Below are 18,013 nucleotides of genomic sequence, written 5' to 3' on the forward strand. Positions count from 1 at the left end.
CTCGAGCAAGCCTATCATTACGATAGGCAAATCATAATTGATGCGACTTGAAACCCTGTCATATAATGCTTCTTAAATCATTTTATAATCAAAGAAAAGTTGGCGATACTTATGGCAATTCAACGTTTATTTCATACGTTAACTGAACTGACATCTCATAAATGGTCCTCAAAGTTGATCGGGTCATTTACTAAAACAAGAGCCAGCCGCTGGCTTCTTCCCTGGTATTCGAGAGCGTACGGGATTCGTATCGAGGATGCGGAAAAGCCTTTGAAAGCTTATCAGTCATTAAATGAGTTTTTTATTCGACGTTTGAAGGACGGCCTTCGTCCGATTGATCAAAATAGCGCCGCGTTAGTCAGCCCCGTGGATGGTACCATTACCGGAATAGGTCGAATAGACGATAAAAGTGCAATCCATGTTAAAGGCCAGAATTATACTACGGACGAGTTGTTGGTTTCTGCTCCAGCCTTTAACAGATATCGTGGAGGTTTCTTTATTGTACTTTATTTGAGTCCATCTGATTATCATCGCGTTCACTCACCGGTTACTGGAACGATCATTGCGAAGAACCATATTTTAGGAAGAACGTATCCCGTAAACGAGTTTGGGTTAAAGCATATGAGCAAAGTATTAAGTCGTAACGAGCGACTGATCACCTATATGGGGCATCTATACGGCATTTTATCCATCGTTAAAGTCGGTGCAATGAACGTAAGCAGTATCAAGTATACGAACTCGCTCGCGACCCATCTCAATAAAGGGGATGAGCTTGCTTATTTTGAGTTCGGGTCAACCGTTGTTCTTTTCGTTGAGAACGGAGCCTTCGAATTTCTCAAAGATCTATGTTTAGGAAGCCAGGTACATGTAGGTGAACCACTAGGCTATTGGGGAGCACGCTTTCAGAACGCACAGAAAACGGACGTGTGCGACTAACAACGTACAGCGTCTAAATGACGAAATAAGGGTCATTGCAATGGTGCCCGCTCGACATAGTTCCAACACACCATAAGGTTGCATCAGTTCGACTATGGCTCTACAACTTTATTTACTGAGTCTAACACTTTATTTTTCAGTCTAAAACATTATTTTCTTCTGGCAGTCGTGGCCGGAATAAGCCGGTTCGCGGGTTTCATGCCAACACAGCGGAATCAACGAGGAACGTGGCGTCGCTGAATGAGCTAACCACTTCAACTGTGGCCGATCAGGTCTTTCGAATTCCCGGTTGATGATGCCTGCCTAGCCGCGAAAACCAAGACGGCAGCACCTATTGAAATAACTAAAAAAGAGACCACATGAATCATCATTCGGTAAGAATGTTGTTCGTGTGGTCTCCGTCTTTTGATCAGATGTAACATAACCCGACGGTGTGCGGCAGCGGAACCGGAAATAAGTCCGCAAGTGAACCGAGCTCCGTTGGCAATGACTGCTCACTTATGGAGGCGCAATCAAAGACCAACCTGACCAAATCCTGGTCTGATATAGCAACCGGCGGTTTGTCCCCCAATCTGTGCAGAAGCCAGCTGCTTTCATCCGTTTGCGTGAGGCGAAGCCCGGCCATGCTGCCCGGCCGCCGATTCTCGAGCCACGGGCGCAGCTGCGCGAGCAAGGCATCCCCGTCCATAATCTTGATCGTGCCCGAATGATTACTCAGCGTGAAGGGCACATCGAAACGTGAAAGCTGCTTGATCAGCGCCTGTTCATGCCACGGTACGGGAAAATCCAAGTACGACAAACCGAATCGCTCAACCGCTTCCGCAGCAAGCCGGGCAACAGCCGAGGGATCGCCCGCTTGTTCAATCACCAAGCCGGGCACCCCCTGCTCAATCGAAACGCCGACAACCACAAACGCCGTTACCGTTCCATACGTTTCCGCTACCAGCAACCGATGCGTCTGCTTTTTGTTGCTGGCGAACCCCTCTGCCTTAATTAGCGCTCCTAAATCGCGCGTGCTTAACTCGTAACGCACATTTCTGCTCGACGCTACACGCTGCAAAGCGAATAGATCCGTGGCCGACATGGCCCGAATGTGCGTCGTTTCGCCAAGCCCGCTGCGTAATAAGCCTGCTGCCGATTCCTCATCCAGCCTGTATCGGTGCATCCGCCCGAACGGCACGCATCCCGATTTCGCATATAACGATTTATTCCCGGATATCAGCAATAAAGAAGCGCCGGCTTGCCGAATGTGACGGTAGACTTGCTGCAAAATCGCGCTCGCATACCCTTGACCTCTTGCTTCCGGCAATGTGCATACAGATCCAAGCGAAAACGCTTGAATGCTCGCTTCGCCGATGCGAATGGTCCAAGGGACGATCCCCATGAAGGCGACCAGCGTACCCTCCTCATCAAATGCACCATAGGATTGATGCGCCTCCGACGAGGCAAAAATAAACGGATACGCCTTGCCCATCGAAGTTTGTTCCGCATCGCGGAACACCCCATCGACCAATGCAACGGCTTCTTGCACCTCGTCATCTGTTAACATGCGTACGGTTGCCATGGTCCAAACCTCCACAAGACGTAGTTCATTCGTCAGTTACGACCACACATAAATCTTGGATGACGATTGCTTATCCAGAAACAGTCTCCAGTCCAAATGTGTTTTCAGTATGGTTGACGGGTAATTCGAATTTACTTCCGGGGAAATGGTGTTGCTGATCGCTTCGACTTTCGCCTGATGCGGCACAACCGAGACGATGTGACGGCTCTTCAGGATTTGCTTGACCGTCATCGTAATCGCCTGCTTCGGCAAGTCATTAATTGTCGCAAACCATCCCTCATTGACCTGCTGCTGCTTGCAAGTCTCGTTCAGGTTGACGATCATGAACGATCTTCCGTATCGAAATCGGCCGGAGGATCGTTAAAGGCGACATGCGCATTCTCGCCAATTCCAATCAAAGCGAGATCGACAGGCGCTTTTGCCAGCTCCTCAATCAGGCGGTGCACATCCTCAGCCGGATCGACCTCTCCGTTTACAAGCCATGCCTGTTTAATCGTTCATGCTCTAGGAAACGTACCTTTAAATATTGGCGGAAGCTGGCCGGGTGTGATTCCGGAAAATCGATATATTCATCCAAATGAAACATTTCCCGGACAAATCCGCATTTTCAAAAAGATTGATTTGCATGTTACTGGCTTCCTCCCTATTTGAATTCGTCCAAGCGAACCATTCTTTTTTCTTTACGAGACCGCTCCGCCGCAAAACCCATCAGATGACTTTGCACGGATGCTTTAGCCGACGAGATCGAGCCATGATGCTGCTGCTCCTGGTGAGCGCGAACGATTTTGGCAAAATCGTTGACGAGCCGCTTATCCCCGCCGCCATGACCGACATGTCCTTCCGGGTCCACCAGCTTGATCAGCTCCTGCTTCCCACTGCCGAACAGGCGGATCTCAATCTCATTTGTCTCCATTGATGCCCGAATTTCACCTATCGTACCCATCAGCTTGAGCGTCCGGTTGCACTTTTCCGTGAAGGCGCTCATCGTGAAGACAGCAGTAACCTCGTTGTCAAATTCCATGGCGACGACCTGATGGTCGACCACATCGTTATCGCTTTGAAATACGCAGCGTCCGAACGGTCCTTCCTTCATCGCCTTGTAGCGCGCCTCGTAGCTTGAGTCTCGGCTGGCCGCTTCCGCTTTCCAGCCGCCATTCTCAATGAGGTACGTATCGGGAGCGTAATACACGCATGTATCGGCTACCGGGCAGCCGTCTATACAAAACTTGGGCGCTCCCGGCGGCGCATTTTCCGGACGGAAATACGACAGATGCCCATACGAGGATACACTTGTGCATGTTCCGCCGGCGAACCATTGAATCAGGTCCAGATCATGACAGGACTTAGCCAAAATCATCGGACTCGATCTGTCCTCGCTGTTGAAATAGCCGCGAACATAACTGTGCGCCTGATGCCAGTATCCGACATTCTCATTGTGCTGGATAGACATGAGACGGCCAATCCGGCCCTCGTCAAGCAATTGCTTGATCGTCTGAAAGAAAGGCGAATAACGCAGCACGTGGCAGATGGTTAACAAAAGGCCTTTTTCCGCCGCCAATCGTTCCATCTCGATACACTCCTGCCAGCTTGGGGACATCGGCTTCTCTAGCAGAACATGGTAGCCCGCCTCCAAAGCTTTCATCACCGGCTCGAAATGATCGCGGTCCCTCGTACAAATAAAGACGACATCGGATTGACGGGGCTGGGCAAACAGTTCATCCCAGCTTTCATAACACTTGTCTTCCGCAATACCAAATGTGTCGCGGGCCCGGTTTCGCTTGAACTCGTCGGGCTCAGCTACCGCTACCAGCCTCATCTCCTGTTGACGTTTATGGGCGTATCCGCTGTAAATCATGCCGCGCAATCCGGCTCCTACCAGCGTTATCGTAATCGGTGTAGTCATTGTTGATCACCCTTTCTCCGAAGTTCAGGCAAGTCGAGATATTGAAGAATTCCCGGGATTACGAAGCTCATACTATCTTCGGTCTCATATTCCCGCGCCTTGACCCTATCTGTTATGCTGCCGTCAAATGCATCATCGATTGCCGGGACTTCTATTCGGTCATCGAGAACAGAAGCCAATTGAACATATAGACCATGACGGCCAACCGTATAAAACTCGATTACAGCGTCATGACATTCATCGAGCTCCCGAATTACATCGGCGCAACGGATGATATCATACGTGCGGATCGCCGCCAAGCTGTCGCCGAGCCAGAGCAGATCATCCGTCAGCTTATGCATGACGCCGAACAGTCGACGAGCCGGTTTGCCGTAGATCAGATACGGCTCGTGCGGACCTGTTCCCGAGCCGTTTACTACTAGCACACATTTCCCAAGCGCGCATGTTTCCTTAGTCCAGGACCAATGCTGCCGAAGATTGCCTATGCCGCCCGCCCATACGGCAACGACCACCGTCTTAACTTCCCCGGCTTCGCTGTCGCATGAGCGAAATAAATACCCGCTGTTCATCAGATCGGGCTGGGACCACCATAGTACATACCCGACGTGCAAATCGTCGGCTACGCCTATCTCCACACAGCGAGGATTCAGCTCGCACCGCTCCCGAGAGGACACCTGCTGATTTTCAAAGAAATCGATTTCTTTTTCTTATCATACCACATATCTTTCGTTTTGGCTGTATTCGCTTTCATCAACAGCTAACGTGGTTGGCGAAATACCATTTTCCCCGATACAACGGTTTCTATTACCGTTACTGCCCCCTCATGATCCTGATCGCATCGGAACAAAGTCAGATGAGCCGGACGGCCGATCTCTATCCGTCCCAGCGAGGAAAGCCCCATCACCTGAGCCGGCCTGAGCGTTGCCGCTTCCACAGCTTCCGGCAGCTTCATATATCCGTATAACGAAGCGCACAAGCGATCTCCATATCGAGCGAAGCCGCCGATCAGGCTTTGATAACGCCCCGGCGCCATTCCGCCAAACTGGGTACAGTCGCTGACGAAAATCGTTTTTTCCCGTTTCGCCCTCGTCATCGCCTTCAGTACGCTCGGGCTCAAATGATGTCCATCCGGAATAAATGTTGCCCAGAGACGGTCATCGGCGAGCTGCGTCCAGATGTAGTTCGGATGGCGGGGCAGCATCGTCTGGGAGCCATTGCCCAAATGCGTGGAGAGCTTGGCTCCGGCGCGCACGGCCTGGTCAAGCTCAGCTTCGGTTGCAGCCGTATGCCCAATGGCGACGACCACGCCTTGCTCCGTTAATTTTTCGAGAAAAGAAATGGCACCCGGACGTTCAGGCGCAAGCGTAACCATCGTAATGAGTCCGCCCGCAGCCTCCTGAAAGCGCTGGAATTCATCCCAGCTTGGATTACGGGTATGTTCTTACGGGTGCACCCCCCTGCTGCCGTCTACGCCGGACAAGTAGGGACCTTCCATATGAATGCCGATGATTGAATCGCTTGCATACTGACTTGAATGGCAGTATGCGGACAGCGCAGCGAACGCTTGACGCATGCGTTCATGGTACCCTTTCCATGGATAGCAAATTAATAGAAATCGATTTCTTTTAGTATAACACTCTGTTTTGTATAATGCTACATGTCAGGCAAAAAAAGAAATTTCACCGAAGCGCGAAAGCTTCGGACGGGCGTACCGATCTTTGGGAAGAAGTCAGCCAAGCCGCTTCTCATTCGCCGGGGAGATTCGCCCGAGGTGCCGGAATCAAGCAACATATACCGGGCATTCTTCCTGAGGCTGCAGGAAGAGTGCAAGGCTCACACCAGCTAATCTTTGGCCGGCTTGTTTCCGACAGAACTGCGTTCAAGTAGCCGGGGCTGCAGGACAATATCAAACGGCGTAGTGTCTCCCCCCCTTATTTTTTTCGCTTCCGCTACGAACGGCTCAAGATTCGCTTCCTTCATAGCATCCTCATAACCTTTGAAAATGCTCTTGCGGCTGGGCCTGTCCAGCTTGGAAGTTGCGTATCCGATTCGGGTATGCCCCTTTTCCAGCAGGTGCCTCGTGGCCATATACCCGCCTTTCCGATAATCGAACTTAATCTGGGAAACATGTTCCTCTTCAATCACCTGATCGATGGCAATGACGTTTAATCCCATCTTGATGCAGTTGCCGAGCATGGCTTTATCAGGAGCAATCGAAGAAATGATCAAACCCTTGATCTGCCTCTCCATGACGGCCCGGATATATTCATCCTCAAGTGCCGGGTCCTGCAAAGTGTTGCATGTAATCACGGTATAGTTGTTTTCCCGGGCCACTTCTTCAATTCCGAAAACAATCGAAGAGTAAAAAGGATTGATGATGGAATGATAACCCCGATCGTAGTTGTTGCGTTTGTCTTTAATTGTTTCCCCAGTGAATTGGGAATATAGTTGTACTCCTCGGCAATGCGCCGAATTTTATCCTGCAAAGATTTGCTGACCGGATAGTTGCTATTGCTAAGCACGCGAGAAACCGTAGCGGGAGAAACTTTCGCCAGCGCAGCTCACGCTCGAACTGAGCGATATCGCCAATGTAATCGATGCCCTTCTGAAACTCGCCGCAAAAACGTGGCGCCGGCCTGGACCTGCGAAAACCATAAATTAAAGTGCCAATTAATAAACTTTCGATTGCCTGAACATATTCTCCGGCAAAAATTAAACCGGTTCCCCATCCGGCGAATATGGCTGTTAATATTTTCAAAATCACTCCCTCATTCTTATCTAACCATCCCATAGTCTAGAACTCCCTACTCTTCTTCTAAAATTAATAATCAACAAATTCAATAACATTTTCTTGATAGTCTGAATTGAGCCTTCTATGCGTGGGTACAGGAGACATGCTTGTGCGATCATGACCGCAAAGAGTAGTGTCATGCTGCCAAGCAGCGTCCGCCCCGGCCTCCACAACGGCGATGACATCCGATAGCTCGGGCGTGATGTAAATATCCGATCCCTGTACCCTGCGTTTGTTCAGCCCGATCACCGGAACGTCCACGGTCCGCTTGATCGGGTGGATATCCCGCGCTCCGTTGGCGCGAATGCCGACGGCGCCCCCCATGACCGCCGCCTTTGCCATCATCGCCATCATTGTATAGCCGTACAGCGGCTCCCCAAGAAGAGCCTGACAGGAGACGATCAAGCCTTTGCCGGGATAAAAATAGGTCATTTGCCTTCCCCCTTCAGAATCTGGTTCCGCATCGCTTCGCCAATACACGTTGCGTACAGCCGGTGTCCTTCCGCGGTCGGGTGGACGCCGTCATCGGACCCGCTGTTTGCGCGCGTACGCAACAGGTCGGCCACCTCCCCGCCACGCTCCACGTACCGCTCCCAGCAGCGAGCGACATCGGCAAGGGCCGCGCCGACGGAACCCGCTACTCGGCGCACCGCTTCATTGTAAGCGTCGATCCACGCTTGAGCGCCTGCCGGGCGCACATACCACTCCCGAGGGTGGCGGCTGTAGTAATAATGCTCGCCGTCCCCCTCGAGAATCGGATGAATCGTGCACAGCACAGGAACGATCCGTACCGCAAGCAGCTTCCCGCAGATGAGCGCGAGATTGCGTTCGAATGCCGGCAGCTGAACTTTCGCCGTATTCGCCGCCACGGCCGTATGATCGTTCATGCCGAACGCGACGACGCATACGTCCGGCCGCCGGTCGAGCACGTCGCGTTCGAAGCGTGACAGCCCCTGCGCGCTCGTATTGCCGGGTACGCCGGCGTTGACGGCTTCCGCCGCCCATTGCACCGCCAAGCGGGACAAATAAGCGTCTTCCGCGGCAACGAACAACCCTGCCGTTATACTGTCGCCGAATCCGGCAATTTTCATCGCTGTTCTACTCCCATTCGTGATTGTAATGCGGCCGCAGCCGCTCTTCCAGCAGCCCCATCAGCAAGCCAGAGGCGACTTCCGCCACGGTCCAGCCCGATTCGATCGACCATGGCCCCCAGCCGGAATCGGCGGGCGAGCCGAATACTTCCCGTCTGTCGGCGTCGAATGCCCGGGCCCAGGCTCCGTCAAGCGCCGGATCGGCGCTATGCAGCTGCGCGGATATGAAAAATCGTGCGCTGCTTTCCCACAAGCTTTTGAACATCGGATCTCCCGTCACGTAATAAGCTTGAATGTAAGCGGAAGGCAGCCAATTGTTCGAATACAGCAAATCGACGACAGGGTCGCCGTTGCGCGCAAGCAGCGAGCTTTCCCCCTGGCCGACCGCATGCCGCATCGCCGCCCGGTAGCCTTCATCCCACTCGATATAAGCGCCGGAAGGATGGCGGAACGTCTGCAGATCTGCCGTGACCCGGTAAAGCCACTCCTTATGCACCCGCTCCCCCGTCACCCAGTACAGCCAGGCGAGCGGCATAATCAATCGGCAATACTCCTGCGTCTGGCTCTGCTCCCGTCTCGTATCGGGGTATGCGGCCATCATCGTCGTCAGGCCGCGAACCGCGGTATCGCGGAACGACTGCTCGCCGGTCAGCTTGTATGCGAGCAGCAGCGCAGCGTGATAGTAGGCGTTGTAATGCGCGCTGGGCAAATTTCCGGGCGCGCTGGCAAGCCGTTCGATCGCTGCCGCGTCGAGCCGGCTGTTAACGGTGCGGAACACCCGCGTACCATCGGTGCCGGTCGTCCGAACGAGAAACCGCAGCGCTGTCGCGATGTCCGCCAGATGCTCGTCACTGTCCATATACAGGCATTTCAGCAGCTGCGGGATGACCGCCCGGGCAACGTCGTCCTGGTAACACACGCCCCACGCCTCCTCCGTCCAGCGCATCATGCCATGCCAGCATTCGTCGTCCCGGCATACGTACTGCTCGTACAGATGGTCCTGCAAGTTGCCAGCAATCCGCAAACTGCGGCTATCGGACGTCAGCAGATGGTGCAGCATGTACGGCAGCGCAATTTCGCCGATGCAATCGACCCGATGTATTGTACTCATCCGCTGCGTGCCGTCCGCGTACACCTCGGACGCCGGACCTTCCAGCGCGCCATTTCGCCCTTCGGCGCTGACAACGCCCGAACGCTCGAACCAGCCGAGCGCCCGGCGCGCACAAGCCTCCACCTGCGGCAGCAGCGCTTCTTGCTCGTCGCAGGCGCGCGTGGCGTACACGAACGACAGACCGTCCGTTTGGACCGTTGCGCCGAGCAGCCAGCCGAGCACGAACGCCGCCAGTTTCACAGCCGTCGCCTGCGGTGCCATCCTTGCTTGGATGAAATTGCAAAACCGGAACGAAGCGATCAATAGCCGGTCGTCCGGATAGTCGAACCAGAGCGCCCGCCCGGATACGTCCGTGAGCAGCTCCGCCGTCAGTTCTACGTGGTCGTGCGCATGCTGCCGCACGTATTGCAGCAGCGGGCGGGCATGGCTGCACGACACGGCGTAAGGCCTGGCCCGCATCCCGCACTGATCGTCGAGAAGCATGCCGTCTTCCAGCCCGTCGATCGCGCTTCCCGCGCTTACTACCAGCCGATCGTACCGCGTGATTTCCGGCTGCGCGCAATAGACGTGTCCGATGCTGCCGACGTATTCGGCGAACACTTTGGCGCCCCGCCGCATCGCCGCTTCGACTTTGTTGCGCACAGCGGCCGGCAGCAGCAGCGGCTGCGCGTCCGTGCCGCCGAGCAGCGCGACGGCGTCGAACGCAACGAGCTGTTCCGCCGCTGCTTCGTCGGGTCCCATCACGACAACCTCGGCATGCTGCCGCTGCAGCAGCCGCAGCAAATCGCTGCCTCCGGCAGTAATGACTGCCACTTTCGGTTTTTCCATATATGCCTCCATGTCCGCGTGTATTGCCGTTCGTGCTTTCCAAGCGGCTGGGATCGACTCCTCGTGCCTCGCGGGTTTAATCCGCGAGTTGGTGCAGCTTGGCGTCGTCCAGATAGATGTCGTCGCATTCGTCTACGGCAACGACGAATTGCGCGTCCACGACAGCTTTCCCGTTCACGGTCGCCGGGACGACGTCCAACAGTCCGATGGACGACCATTGTCCCGCCGTAGCGGCCAAGTCAACCCGGACCGTCTGCAGCGAGGCAAGCCGGTTGCCGGACGCATCCCGCAGCTGAAGCAGCAATTGGATATTGCCGGTTGACGTGCCTACCGGCGTATAGTAATAGATTTGAGCGGCAGTCAACCCGGCTTGGACAGGGATGACCTGAATCGTGCCTCCGCGTTTGGCGCCGGCAATTAAACCCGTTACCCGCTGGCTGGCGCTTCCGCTGTACGCCGTTCCGGTTACTCGTGCAACCGTTCCCGTCCCTTCGATCCACGGCGCCCACGAATCGGCGGTCGTCGTCCCCGACTCAAACGACGGGTTCTGCATGAGGTTCGTTGCCGCTCCTTGCTGCGCCACCTGCAGCAATCGTGCGAAGTTGCGTATATTGGAAGGCGTGCCGGCATTCGCGAGCGCATATACGGCATCGGTCACCGTGCCACCCGACGGTTCGTTCGCTGCCAAATAACCGGCCAAGTCGGCGAATTCGAACCCGTTCCAGCCGGTCCAATCGATGCTCGGCTTCAGCACCATGCGCAGCGCCGGCTCGCTGTCGAACGCGGTCATCAGCGCATGTCGCGACGCGGCATCCTGCAGCCGGACGTCAATCGACGTCTGCAGATCGTCCAGCAGATCAAGCGCTTCCGCTTCGGTCGCGACCGGATCGGTTTTGCGCGGGAAGCTGTCCACCGTCAACGCATAATAATCGAACGCTTGATGCAAGATGTTGGCGCGCGCCTGCTGCGCGGGACTTGCTGCCTTGGCGACGACATTATCCAGCAGCTGCTTGCTATGCGCCATGTCCTGCTCGGTGACAAGATTCAGATACGAAGCGTTCACGAAATCGAGATACACGTTCGTTTTTCGCTTCTCGAACCAAGCCGATCCTTTAATACGTTCCGTCCAGAACGCTTCCCACCAATCGTAATATGCCAGCAAATCAGGGGCCGCCGCCGGTCCGACTGCCCGTTCCGCCCATTCCTGCAGCAGCAGGTCTACGTCCTGGTCGGGATTCCACAACAGCTTGGCGAGTAGCCACGCCTTCGGACCGTCGCCGGCATTTTGATACATTTCGGTATAGCTGCCTGCTACGCTGCTGTCATGCGCATATTGCAAATTGTCGGCCATAATGTGGTTGAACGTGCGCGGCAGCAAGTAAAGCGAACCGTACATGTAGTCGTACCAGCCAAGTTGATCCGCCACTGTCTTCCAAGCGTCCATGTTCAGCTGTTCGTCCGTTTTGATAGTGTCGTCGATCCATGCCATCCGATCCTTTGTGATGAACGGAACCACACGAGCATTAAGCGGAAAGGAAGGCGGATCGGCAACCTCGCGGTAGGCGAGAAGTCCGAACCACTTGTCCGGATAGTCCAGCAGCACCTGCCCGACGACATCGTTCACCCACGCATAGTACAGATCCGACATATCGGCGAATCCCATCGAGTTCTTAGGCGTAGACGGAGTCGCCTCGCAAAATCCGCCCGCATCGTTTACCCCGAGCGAATATGATGTCGCGTTCGGATTGACGGCAAAATAAGCTTTGATGCCATTTACGGCCGCGTCGACGGTTCCCGGCACCGAGAAGCATGGCTGCCAACCGGAGCGAACGCCGGCTGCGGGCGGACTGCCATTCGGATAATATTCCGGATGCGTCACGCCATAATCCTCCACTTTGAACAGCTGATGCAGGTTTTCCTGGAATTCGAGTGTCCGGTTATAGAGCCCTTGCAGCTTGTTCTCCTGCGCCCACAGATTGAGCGCTTGCGTCGTTCCTCCCGCATCTGGAGAGCCGTAAGCGGGACTGATCAGCCGGTTGGCAAAAGCGGGTTGCTCGCGCACGTCGTCCGCGGGCACCGATAAACCCGTCAACTGCGGCACGTCCTCGCCGCTCGGTCCGGGCATCAGCCAGCGTACCCCGACATAGCGCTCGAGGAAATCGGATACGCCGTTTAACGTACCCCAGTTGGTGGGCCCGATGATAACGATATTGCTTCCGTCCGGGTGGATCAGGAACCCTTGGCTGTCGAGATTCGCAAGCCACGCGTCGACATGCGCATCGCCAGCCGCCGGCTTCATCCCTACGTAAATCCGCGTATACCCGGCATAAGTTGCGGCGCTTGCCAGAAGCCCCTGCTCGGTCATCACCGGCAATTCGACGCCCGTCGCTTTGCGCACGTATTCTACGAGCCGGTCTCCGCCCGTATTCGCGAACTGCTCGAAGCCGCCGTTCTTCAGCGGCAGGCTGACATTGCCCGCGTCCGTGAAGGATACGTCGTCGAAGTAGACGCTCCGCATCCCGGCCGTGTCGCAGTATAGTCGGATGGCGGCAAATGCCGTTCCCGCCGGGGCCGTCTTCGTCATCGCGTCCGTTTTCCATAGGCCGGAATCGCCGACGGTCATTGCATATTGGGTCAACAACGTCAGGGACGCGTCGTAAAATCGCAGGTACACGGTCGGCTTCGTGCCCGTTGCCAAGTAAGTAGCCAGGCTGACCGTGTAATTGTGACCGGACGTTGCCGCCACATTGTCGCTTTGCATGGCATACGCGCGGTTGTCGTTGTCGTTGATATACAAGCTGTAGGCGCCGCTATAGCTGACGGCGTTGCTCGCGGTGATATTCGCCTTGGTCGCAACCGCCTGCCAGCCTGGCACGTTCGAACCGTTTCCCGCCGGATTCGGAGGCACAAGTACGACCGCTTGCGCTTGCCCGCCGACAGCGACGGGAAGCGAGCTGTCCGTATAAGTCGCCGTCGTGACGGGAGCGCCGGAAGATATCGTGGGTAACGCAGCACGTTCTGCAGCAACCGGCACGGGAGACGATAGCGTCGGGAACAGCGAAAACAGAAGCAGGAGACATATCCAGGCAGCAATGAGCTTACGGTACGCTCTTCTCATCGTGAATCACACCTTTCCGTTGTTGGTTAACACTCGATTGCGTTTTCCGGCTCTCTTGCATGCCGCGATTACGTCACGACCTCCTTCTTTCGCGCTTCTCGATCCTTCCTGCGCTAATACCGCCTGATCGTATACGCGCACGGTTCAGCGCATGCCACGACGAAAGTATCGGAACGCAAATCGTAGTCCACCGCCGCCATCCGGTCGAGCGAGTCAAGCACGACAGAGAATCGTTTCGTCATTACGTAGCCGCCTACGACCAGCCGCCCTTGCGGCGGCAGCCCGACCGGCTGGCGGTGGTCCAGCCGGTTGAGGTCGCTAGCGGCGAATATCGCCGCAAGCTGTTCGTCCGACGCGCCATCCCAATGATGCTTGGCGCCGACGCCGGGAAGCTCGTCATAACGGACGAGCGCCCCCTTCCCAAGCTGCTTCGCCCGCTGCACAAGCTGCCGCGAATGGATCGCCGGCACCCGGCTGTCGCTGTCGCCATGTGCCAAATAGATCGGCGTGTGCAAATTATCCAGCAGATGCAGCCCACTGCGCGCTCGGTAAGCGTCGCGATTATGCGTCGGCGCGCAGCCGATCCACGGCTCCATGTCGTCGCGAAATTCGCCGACAGTATCGTTCTCGTACCAGTGCGCGTAGTCGGAGATGCCGCAAAACGCCGTCGCCGCAGCGAAATAATCGGGGAATTTGCCGACGATCGCCAGCGCGTTGCCTCCTCCGCCGCTTCCGCTCTCGAAATACACGACATCCGGGTCGAGGATATATTCGGCATAATGCTTCTTGGCATACTCGATGGCGTCGACGACATCGAGCAGTTCCCAGCCGTTGCAATCCGCCGCGCCGCCGGAGTACGCTCTCCCCCGCATGTCGACTTCGATACGTAAGTATCGGTTCGCCGGGTCCGGAGCTTCCATCGGCTCGTAACGCGACAGACTGGCGTGCCAGCCATGCGTTCCCGCCACGATATAGGACGGCCGCTCCGGCTTCACGATGCGCGCAGCCAAGATCAATCCGGGGTCCCGGGACGATTCGTAATAAATGAGATCGCAGAACGGCGAATGCTTTGCCTCCCGCACAACGATCCGTTTGCCTGAACGATCGAAATCATCGTAAGACGCGTAAGCCACGTCAGTCCTCCTTTGTCGGTACCGGCCGGGAATGCGACTGCCCGTTCATGCTGCGTCGGCTCCGGCCTCCGAGATATATTTACCCTGGCGTAAACGACCACTCCAGCTCGATGCCTTGCAGCATGAGCAGCTGCTGAAACTCGCCGAGCAAGCCGGCATCATGCAGCACATCGCGCGGCTTCGCCTGCTTGTCGAGGCAGTAGGCGGCCAGCAAGCCGGCTGCCTCGCCAATATTCCATTCGACCGGATGCAGCCGGTAACAACCGTTCGTTATATGCGTCGTGCCGATATTTTTGCATGCCGGAAGCATATTGTTCAGACGAACTGGAATGAGGCTGCCAAGCGGAATTTGGAACGGAAACGGAGATACGTGAATATAATTGCGGTTGCCGGTGCTCGGGTGCAAATCCATCGCATAGAAACCGATTCCGACGGAGTCCGCGAACTTCTCCGCCCGGCCGTCGGCGCGGCAAGCTCTGGCGATATGCTGCTCGAGCACGGTAAACTCGGCGCAGATTCGTCTCGATTCGCGAATATAAGGATACTTGGCCAATCCGTCCTCGGTGCCGAACACGTCCTTGCGCAGCCGCAAGCCCGGATACCCGGCTTGGCCGCCCGCGCGCGGCGCTTCCGTCTGCAGCCAATACAGAAGAGACAGGCTCAATTGTTTGGCACCGCGCAGATGGCGCTCCTTCTCTTCCGCGGACACGTCGATGATCGGCCCGACGAAGTAATCGTTTTGCGGCCAGTTGACGATCGTCATATCGCCGGCGTACGCGCCGGGCGCGAAGTTGGCCGCGTCAATAATCCGGCGGTACGCAAACAGCGGGAAATCGTCCCCTTCCGGGAACAGCGTATATCGACGAGGCGCAAGCGTCACCACATGCGGACCGGTCCAATCCAAATACGGCCCCGGCCAAAAATCGGGACGGTACCGGCGCCAATCGTCGTAATCGTCCGGCTTCGCGATCGTATGGTCTTCCCCCGGCATGTAATCCATCGCGAAGCAATACGTGATCGCCTGCATATCCGCCGGATCGGCGGCGCCCGCAAGCGCATGAGGCTCGCCCGTCCGATCGCGCGCTTCCGCTCCCGTTACGTATTCCGCGCCGGCAAGCGGCAGGAGATCCCCGCAATCCGTCGCATCCAACACATACGGGGCCGCAATGGCCGTGCGGGCGCCCGACTCGAGGCAGCGCACAGTGACGGAGCGGACTGTGTCGCCATCCGTTTCCGCCCGCTCCGCCGTGTGCTTGAGCAGGATAATCAGCCGGCCGCTATGCACGTAAGGCGCGAGCATCTCCTGCAGCACCGCCGTCGCCGTTCGCGGCTCATGGCTGATGCGGCTGACCAGCGCGTTGCCCGGGTTCAAATGCGCTTCGGCCCGCGCATTCGCAGTAAGCGGAAAACGCGTACGATAATAGCTGCGAACGCCGTTGCGAAATTGCCTGTAGCTGCGTGTGCAGCCGAATTGCTCGATCCACCGGTGCTCGTCGGGCGGCACGCCCTGGCTGCTCGCCTGGCCGCCGATCCAGTCCGTTTCCTCGGTCATGACGACCGTTTTGCCGAGCCGGGCTGCCGCAAGCGCTGCGGCGCACCCGCCGAAACTGCCGCCGACGATCAGGACGTCGGCTTTTCTTTCTTGTATCATTCAGCATAACCTCCGGTTGTTCGCGTTTGCCTCCCGGGTCCTACCCTTTTACGGACCCCAATGTCGCGCCTTCCATAATCCACCGCTGGAAGAAGACGAACGCCGCAACCGACGGAATCATCGCGATCAGTACGCCCGCGAACATCGTCACCCAATCCGCCGTGTAGCTCATCAGTTGATTCGCCTGATACATGTTGACACCGATCGTATATTTCTTCGGATCGCTCAAGTAAATGAACGGCGCCAGGAAATTGTTGTACAGGGACATGAACTTAAAAATGGCGACGGTGACGATCCCCGGCGTGGAGAGCGGCAGTATGATGCGGAAGAACACCTGAAACAGCGTCGCTCCGTCCATGAAGGCGCTCTCCTCCAGTTCCTTCGGCAGCGACCGCAGGAAACCGCCGAGCAGCATCAGGAAGAAGACGCTCTCCCCCAGGCTGTCCAAGACGACAAGTCCCGTAAGGCTGTTCGTCAAGTGCAGATCGCGCATCAGCACGTATTGCGGAATGAGCGCATTGATGCCCGGCAGGAACAACGACAGCATGATGACGCCCCAGAGCAGCTTGCGGCCCTTGAATTCGAGGCGGGTAAGCGTATAGGCGTTCAGCGTAGTCAGAAACAAGCCGATGATGAGGCTCAGTCCCACATAATACAAGGTGTTCAGCATCGCAGCGCCGATTTGGTATTTCGTCCAGGCTTCAGCATAATTGCCCCAATGAAGCGTATCCGGCAGCGACCATACGTTTTGGAAAAATTCCCGGTTCGTTTTGAGCGATTCATAGAATACCCATATGAGTGGGAACAAGATCGTGACGGACCACGCGATGAGCGCAATCCACCACAGGATGTCCGGCCAGGACCGCTTTTCTCGCAAGTCGGGTTCCTCCTCTACATGCCCTGACGGGCTCAACCCATTTGAAAATAGTTGCTTGTCAGTATTCCACTTGCCGATCGGGAACGAACTTGTCGAGCAGCAGCTTCGAGACGACGAGCACGACAAACATGAACATTCCTACCGCCGAAGCGTATCCGTAATTGTGATACTCGGTGCCGAAAGCAAGATTGAACATATACAGCCCGATGACGTCGGTCGAACCGGCCGGTCCGCCGTTGGTCAGGATGAGCGTCTTCTCAAAGCCTTTCAATGCGCCGAGCATCAGGAACAGGATGCCGATGCGAACGATCGGCATGATCAGCGGAATTGTGATCCGGAACAGCCGCTGCATATGATTGGCGCCTTCCAGAACGGCCGATTCGTACAGCGACTTCGGAATGGTCAGCATCGCATTAGTGAAGATGATGACATAGAAGCCGACGCCGGCCCACACATAAGGCGGAATGATCGCCCACAGCGCGGTGCGGATGTCGCCGAGCCAATAGAACGTCCCGATCGGTACGCCAACCAGCCGCAGGAAGGAGTTCAGCAGTCCGAAGCTCCCGTCATAGACGAACGCCCACAGCAAAGCGACGACGACCGACGACAGCACGTTCGGGAAGAAGAACAGCACCTTGAACAGCTGCGAGCCCCGATACGATTTATGCGTCAAAATATAGGCAAGCAGCAGCGAAATGAAAATGACCAGCATCGGTATCGCAACCATATAGACAGCATTATGCGAAAGCGCCCGCCACATATATTTATCCTCGAACATCCGGGTGTAGTTAAGCATCCCGACGAATTTCGGTTGGCCGATGCCGTTCCAATCCAGCAGCGAATAATAGACGGACAGGACGTTGGGGTATAGCGCAAACAGCAGATATCCGCCGAACGCTGGCGTCACCGATAGCAGGATAAAGATCCATTTTTGCGTTTGCCCCTTATTGATCGATCGTGTGCGCCGAGAAACCCGGATTTCGTTTGATGACGCTGTCTGATTCAATCCA

The 18,013-nt window shown here is 56.0% G+C and carries 16 protein-coding genes and 3 pseudogenes; 1 reads left to right on the plus strand and 18 read right to left on the minus strand.

What is annotated here, in order from left to right:
* Positions 1–111 precede the first annotated feature (111 nt).
* Complete coding sequence (asd, locus tag ACFQ0N_RS11670) at positions 112–936, plus strand: archaetidylserine decarboxylase (RefSeq protein WP_379326115.1); 825 nt, start codon at positions 112–114, stop codon at positions 934–936.
* Here the strand turns inward: asd and ACFQ0N_RS11675 are convergent.
* The 18 genes and pseudogenes from ACFQ0N_RS11675 to ACFQ0N_RS11760 all read right to left on the minus strand — a co-directional run bounded on the left by ACFQ0N_RS11675 (position 880) and on the right by ACFQ0N_RS11760 (position 18,009).
* Positions 880–1,032: a hypothetical protein gene (locus ACFQ0N_RS11675; RefSeq protein WP_379326658.1), complete on the minus strand. Its 153-nt coding sequence runs from the start codon at positions 1,030–1,032 to the stop codon at positions 880–882. The two genes, asd and ACFQ0N_RS11675, sit on opposite strands and share 57 nt — an antisense overlap.
* A 313-nt stretch (positions 1,033–1,345) precedes the next feature.
* Positions 1,346–2,500: a GNAT family N-acetyltransferase gene (locus ACFQ0N_RS11680; protein ID WP_379326117.1), complete on the minus strand. Its 1,155-nt coding sequence runs from the start codon at positions 2,498–2,500 to the stop codon at positions 1,346–1,348.
* A gap of 36 nt (positions 2,501–2,536) precedes the next feature.
* Complete coding sequence (locus ACFQ0N_RS11685; RefSeq protein ID WP_379326119.1) at positions 2,537–2,824, minus strand: sugar phosphate isomerase family; 288 nt, start codon at positions 2,822–2,824, stop codon at positions 2,537–2,539.
* A gap of 319 nt (positions 2,825–3,143) precedes the next feature.
* Entirely contained in the window at positions 3,144–4,403 is a 1,260-nt protein-coding gene (locus ACFQ0N_RS11690) for a Gfo/Idh/MocA family protein (RefSeq protein ID WP_379326121.1), read from the minus strand.
* Entirely contained in the window at positions 4,400–5,038 is a 639-nt protein-coding gene (locus ACFQ0N_RS11695) for a hypothetical protein (RefSeq protein WP_379326123.1), read from the minus strand. The genes ACFQ0N_RS11690 and ACFQ0N_RS11695 overlap by 4 nt, the downstream gene beginning before the upstream one ends.
* A 122-nt stretch (positions 5,039–5,160) precedes the next feature.
* A pseudogene (locus tag ACFQ0N_RS11700) lies at positions 5,161–5,790 on the minus strand (amidohydrolase family protein); the annotation flags it as partial.
* A gap of 54 nt (positions 5,791–5,844) precedes the next feature.
* Positions 5,845–5,976, minus strand: coding sequence for a hypothetical protein (locus ACFQ0N_RS11705; protein ID WP_379326125.1), 132 nt, complete (start codon positions 5,974–5,976; stop codon positions 5,845–5,847).
* Positions 5,977–6,245: 269 nt separating this feature from the next.
* Positions 6,246–6,737 (minus strand): substrate-binding domain-containing protein, encoded by a 492-nt coding sequence (locus ACFQ0N_RS11710; RefSeq protein WP_379326127.1) that lies wholly within the window; start codon positions 6,735–6,737, stop codon positions 6,246–6,248.
* A complete protein-coding gene (locus ACFQ0N_RS11715; RefSeq protein WP_379326129.1) occupies positions 6,710–6,925 on the minus strand; it encodes a helix-turn-helix domain-containing protein in 216 nt (71 codons plus the stop codon). The genes ACFQ0N_RS11710 and ACFQ0N_RS11715 overlap by 28 nt, the downstream gene beginning before the upstream one ends.
* Positions 6,926–6,960: 35 nt before the next feature.
* Positions 6,961–7,035 (minus strand): annotated as a pseudogene (locus ACFQ0N_RS11720) (tagaturonate epimerase family protein); the annotation flags it as partial.
* A 312-nt stretch (positions 7,036–7,347) separates the two neighbouring features.
* Positions 7,348–7,626 (minus strand): annotated as a pseudogene (locus ACFQ0N_RS11725) (N-acetylmannosamine-6-phosphate 2-epimerase); the annotation flags it as partial.
* Complete coding sequence (locus ACFQ0N_RS11730; RefSeq protein ID WP_379326131.1) at positions 7,623–8,285, minus strand: SGNH/GDSL hydrolase family protein; 663 nt, start codon at positions 8,283–8,285, stop codon at positions 7,623–7,625. The pseudogene ACFQ0N_RS11725 and the gene ACFQ0N_RS11730, both read right to left, overlap by 4 nt.
* 7 nt (positions 8,286–8,292) lie before the next feature.
* Positions 8,293–9,855 (minus strand): hypothetical protein, encoded by a 1,563-nt coding sequence (locus ACFQ0N_RS11735; protein WP_379326133.1) that lies wholly within the window; start codon positions 9,853–9,855, stop codon positions 8,293–8,295.
* Between the two features lie 445 nt (positions 9,856–10,300).
* Positions 10,301–13,342, minus strand: coding sequence for a DUF4838 domain-containing protein (locus ACFQ0N_RS11740; protein ID WP_379326135.1), 3,042 nt, complete (start codon positions 13,340–13,342; stop codon positions 10,301–10,303).
* A 113-nt stretch (positions 13,343–13,455) separates the two neighbouring features.
* Entirely contained in the window at positions 13,456–14,475 is a 1,020-nt protein-coding gene (locus ACFQ0N_RS11745; RefSeq protein ID WP_379326137.1) for an alpha/beta hydrolase family protein, read from the minus strand.
* A 79-nt stretch (positions 14,476–14,554) separates the two neighbouring features.
* Positions 14,555–16,126, minus strand: a complete 1,572-nt coding sequence (locus tag ACFQ0N_RS11750) for an FAD-dependent oxidoreductase (RefSeq protein ID WP_379326139.1) — start codon at positions 16,124–16,126, stop codon at positions 14,555–14,557.
* 40 nt (positions 16,127–16,166) lie between these two features.
* Positions 16,167–17,003 (minus strand): carbohydrate ABC transporter permease, encoded by an 837-nt coding sequence (locus ACFQ0N_RS11755; protein WP_379326141.1) that lies wholly within the window; start codon positions 17,001–17,003, stop codon positions 16,167–16,169.
* A 58-nt stretch (positions 17,004–17,061) separates the two neighbouring features.
* The gene (locus ACFQ0N_RS11760) at positions 17,062–18,009 is read right to left on the minus strand and encodes a carbohydrate ABC transporter permease (RefSeq protein ID WP_379326143.1); all 948 of its coding nucleotides are present in this window, start codon (positions 18,007–18,009) and stop codon (positions 17,062–17,064) included.
* Positions 18,010–18,013: the final 4 nt, after the last annotated feature.

The organism is Paenibacillus sp. GCM10027626 (assembly GCF_042676285.1).
In the GTDB taxonomy this organism is placed as follows: domain Bacteria; phylum Bacillota; class Bacilli; order Paenibacillales; family Paenibacillaceae; genus Paenibacillus_Z.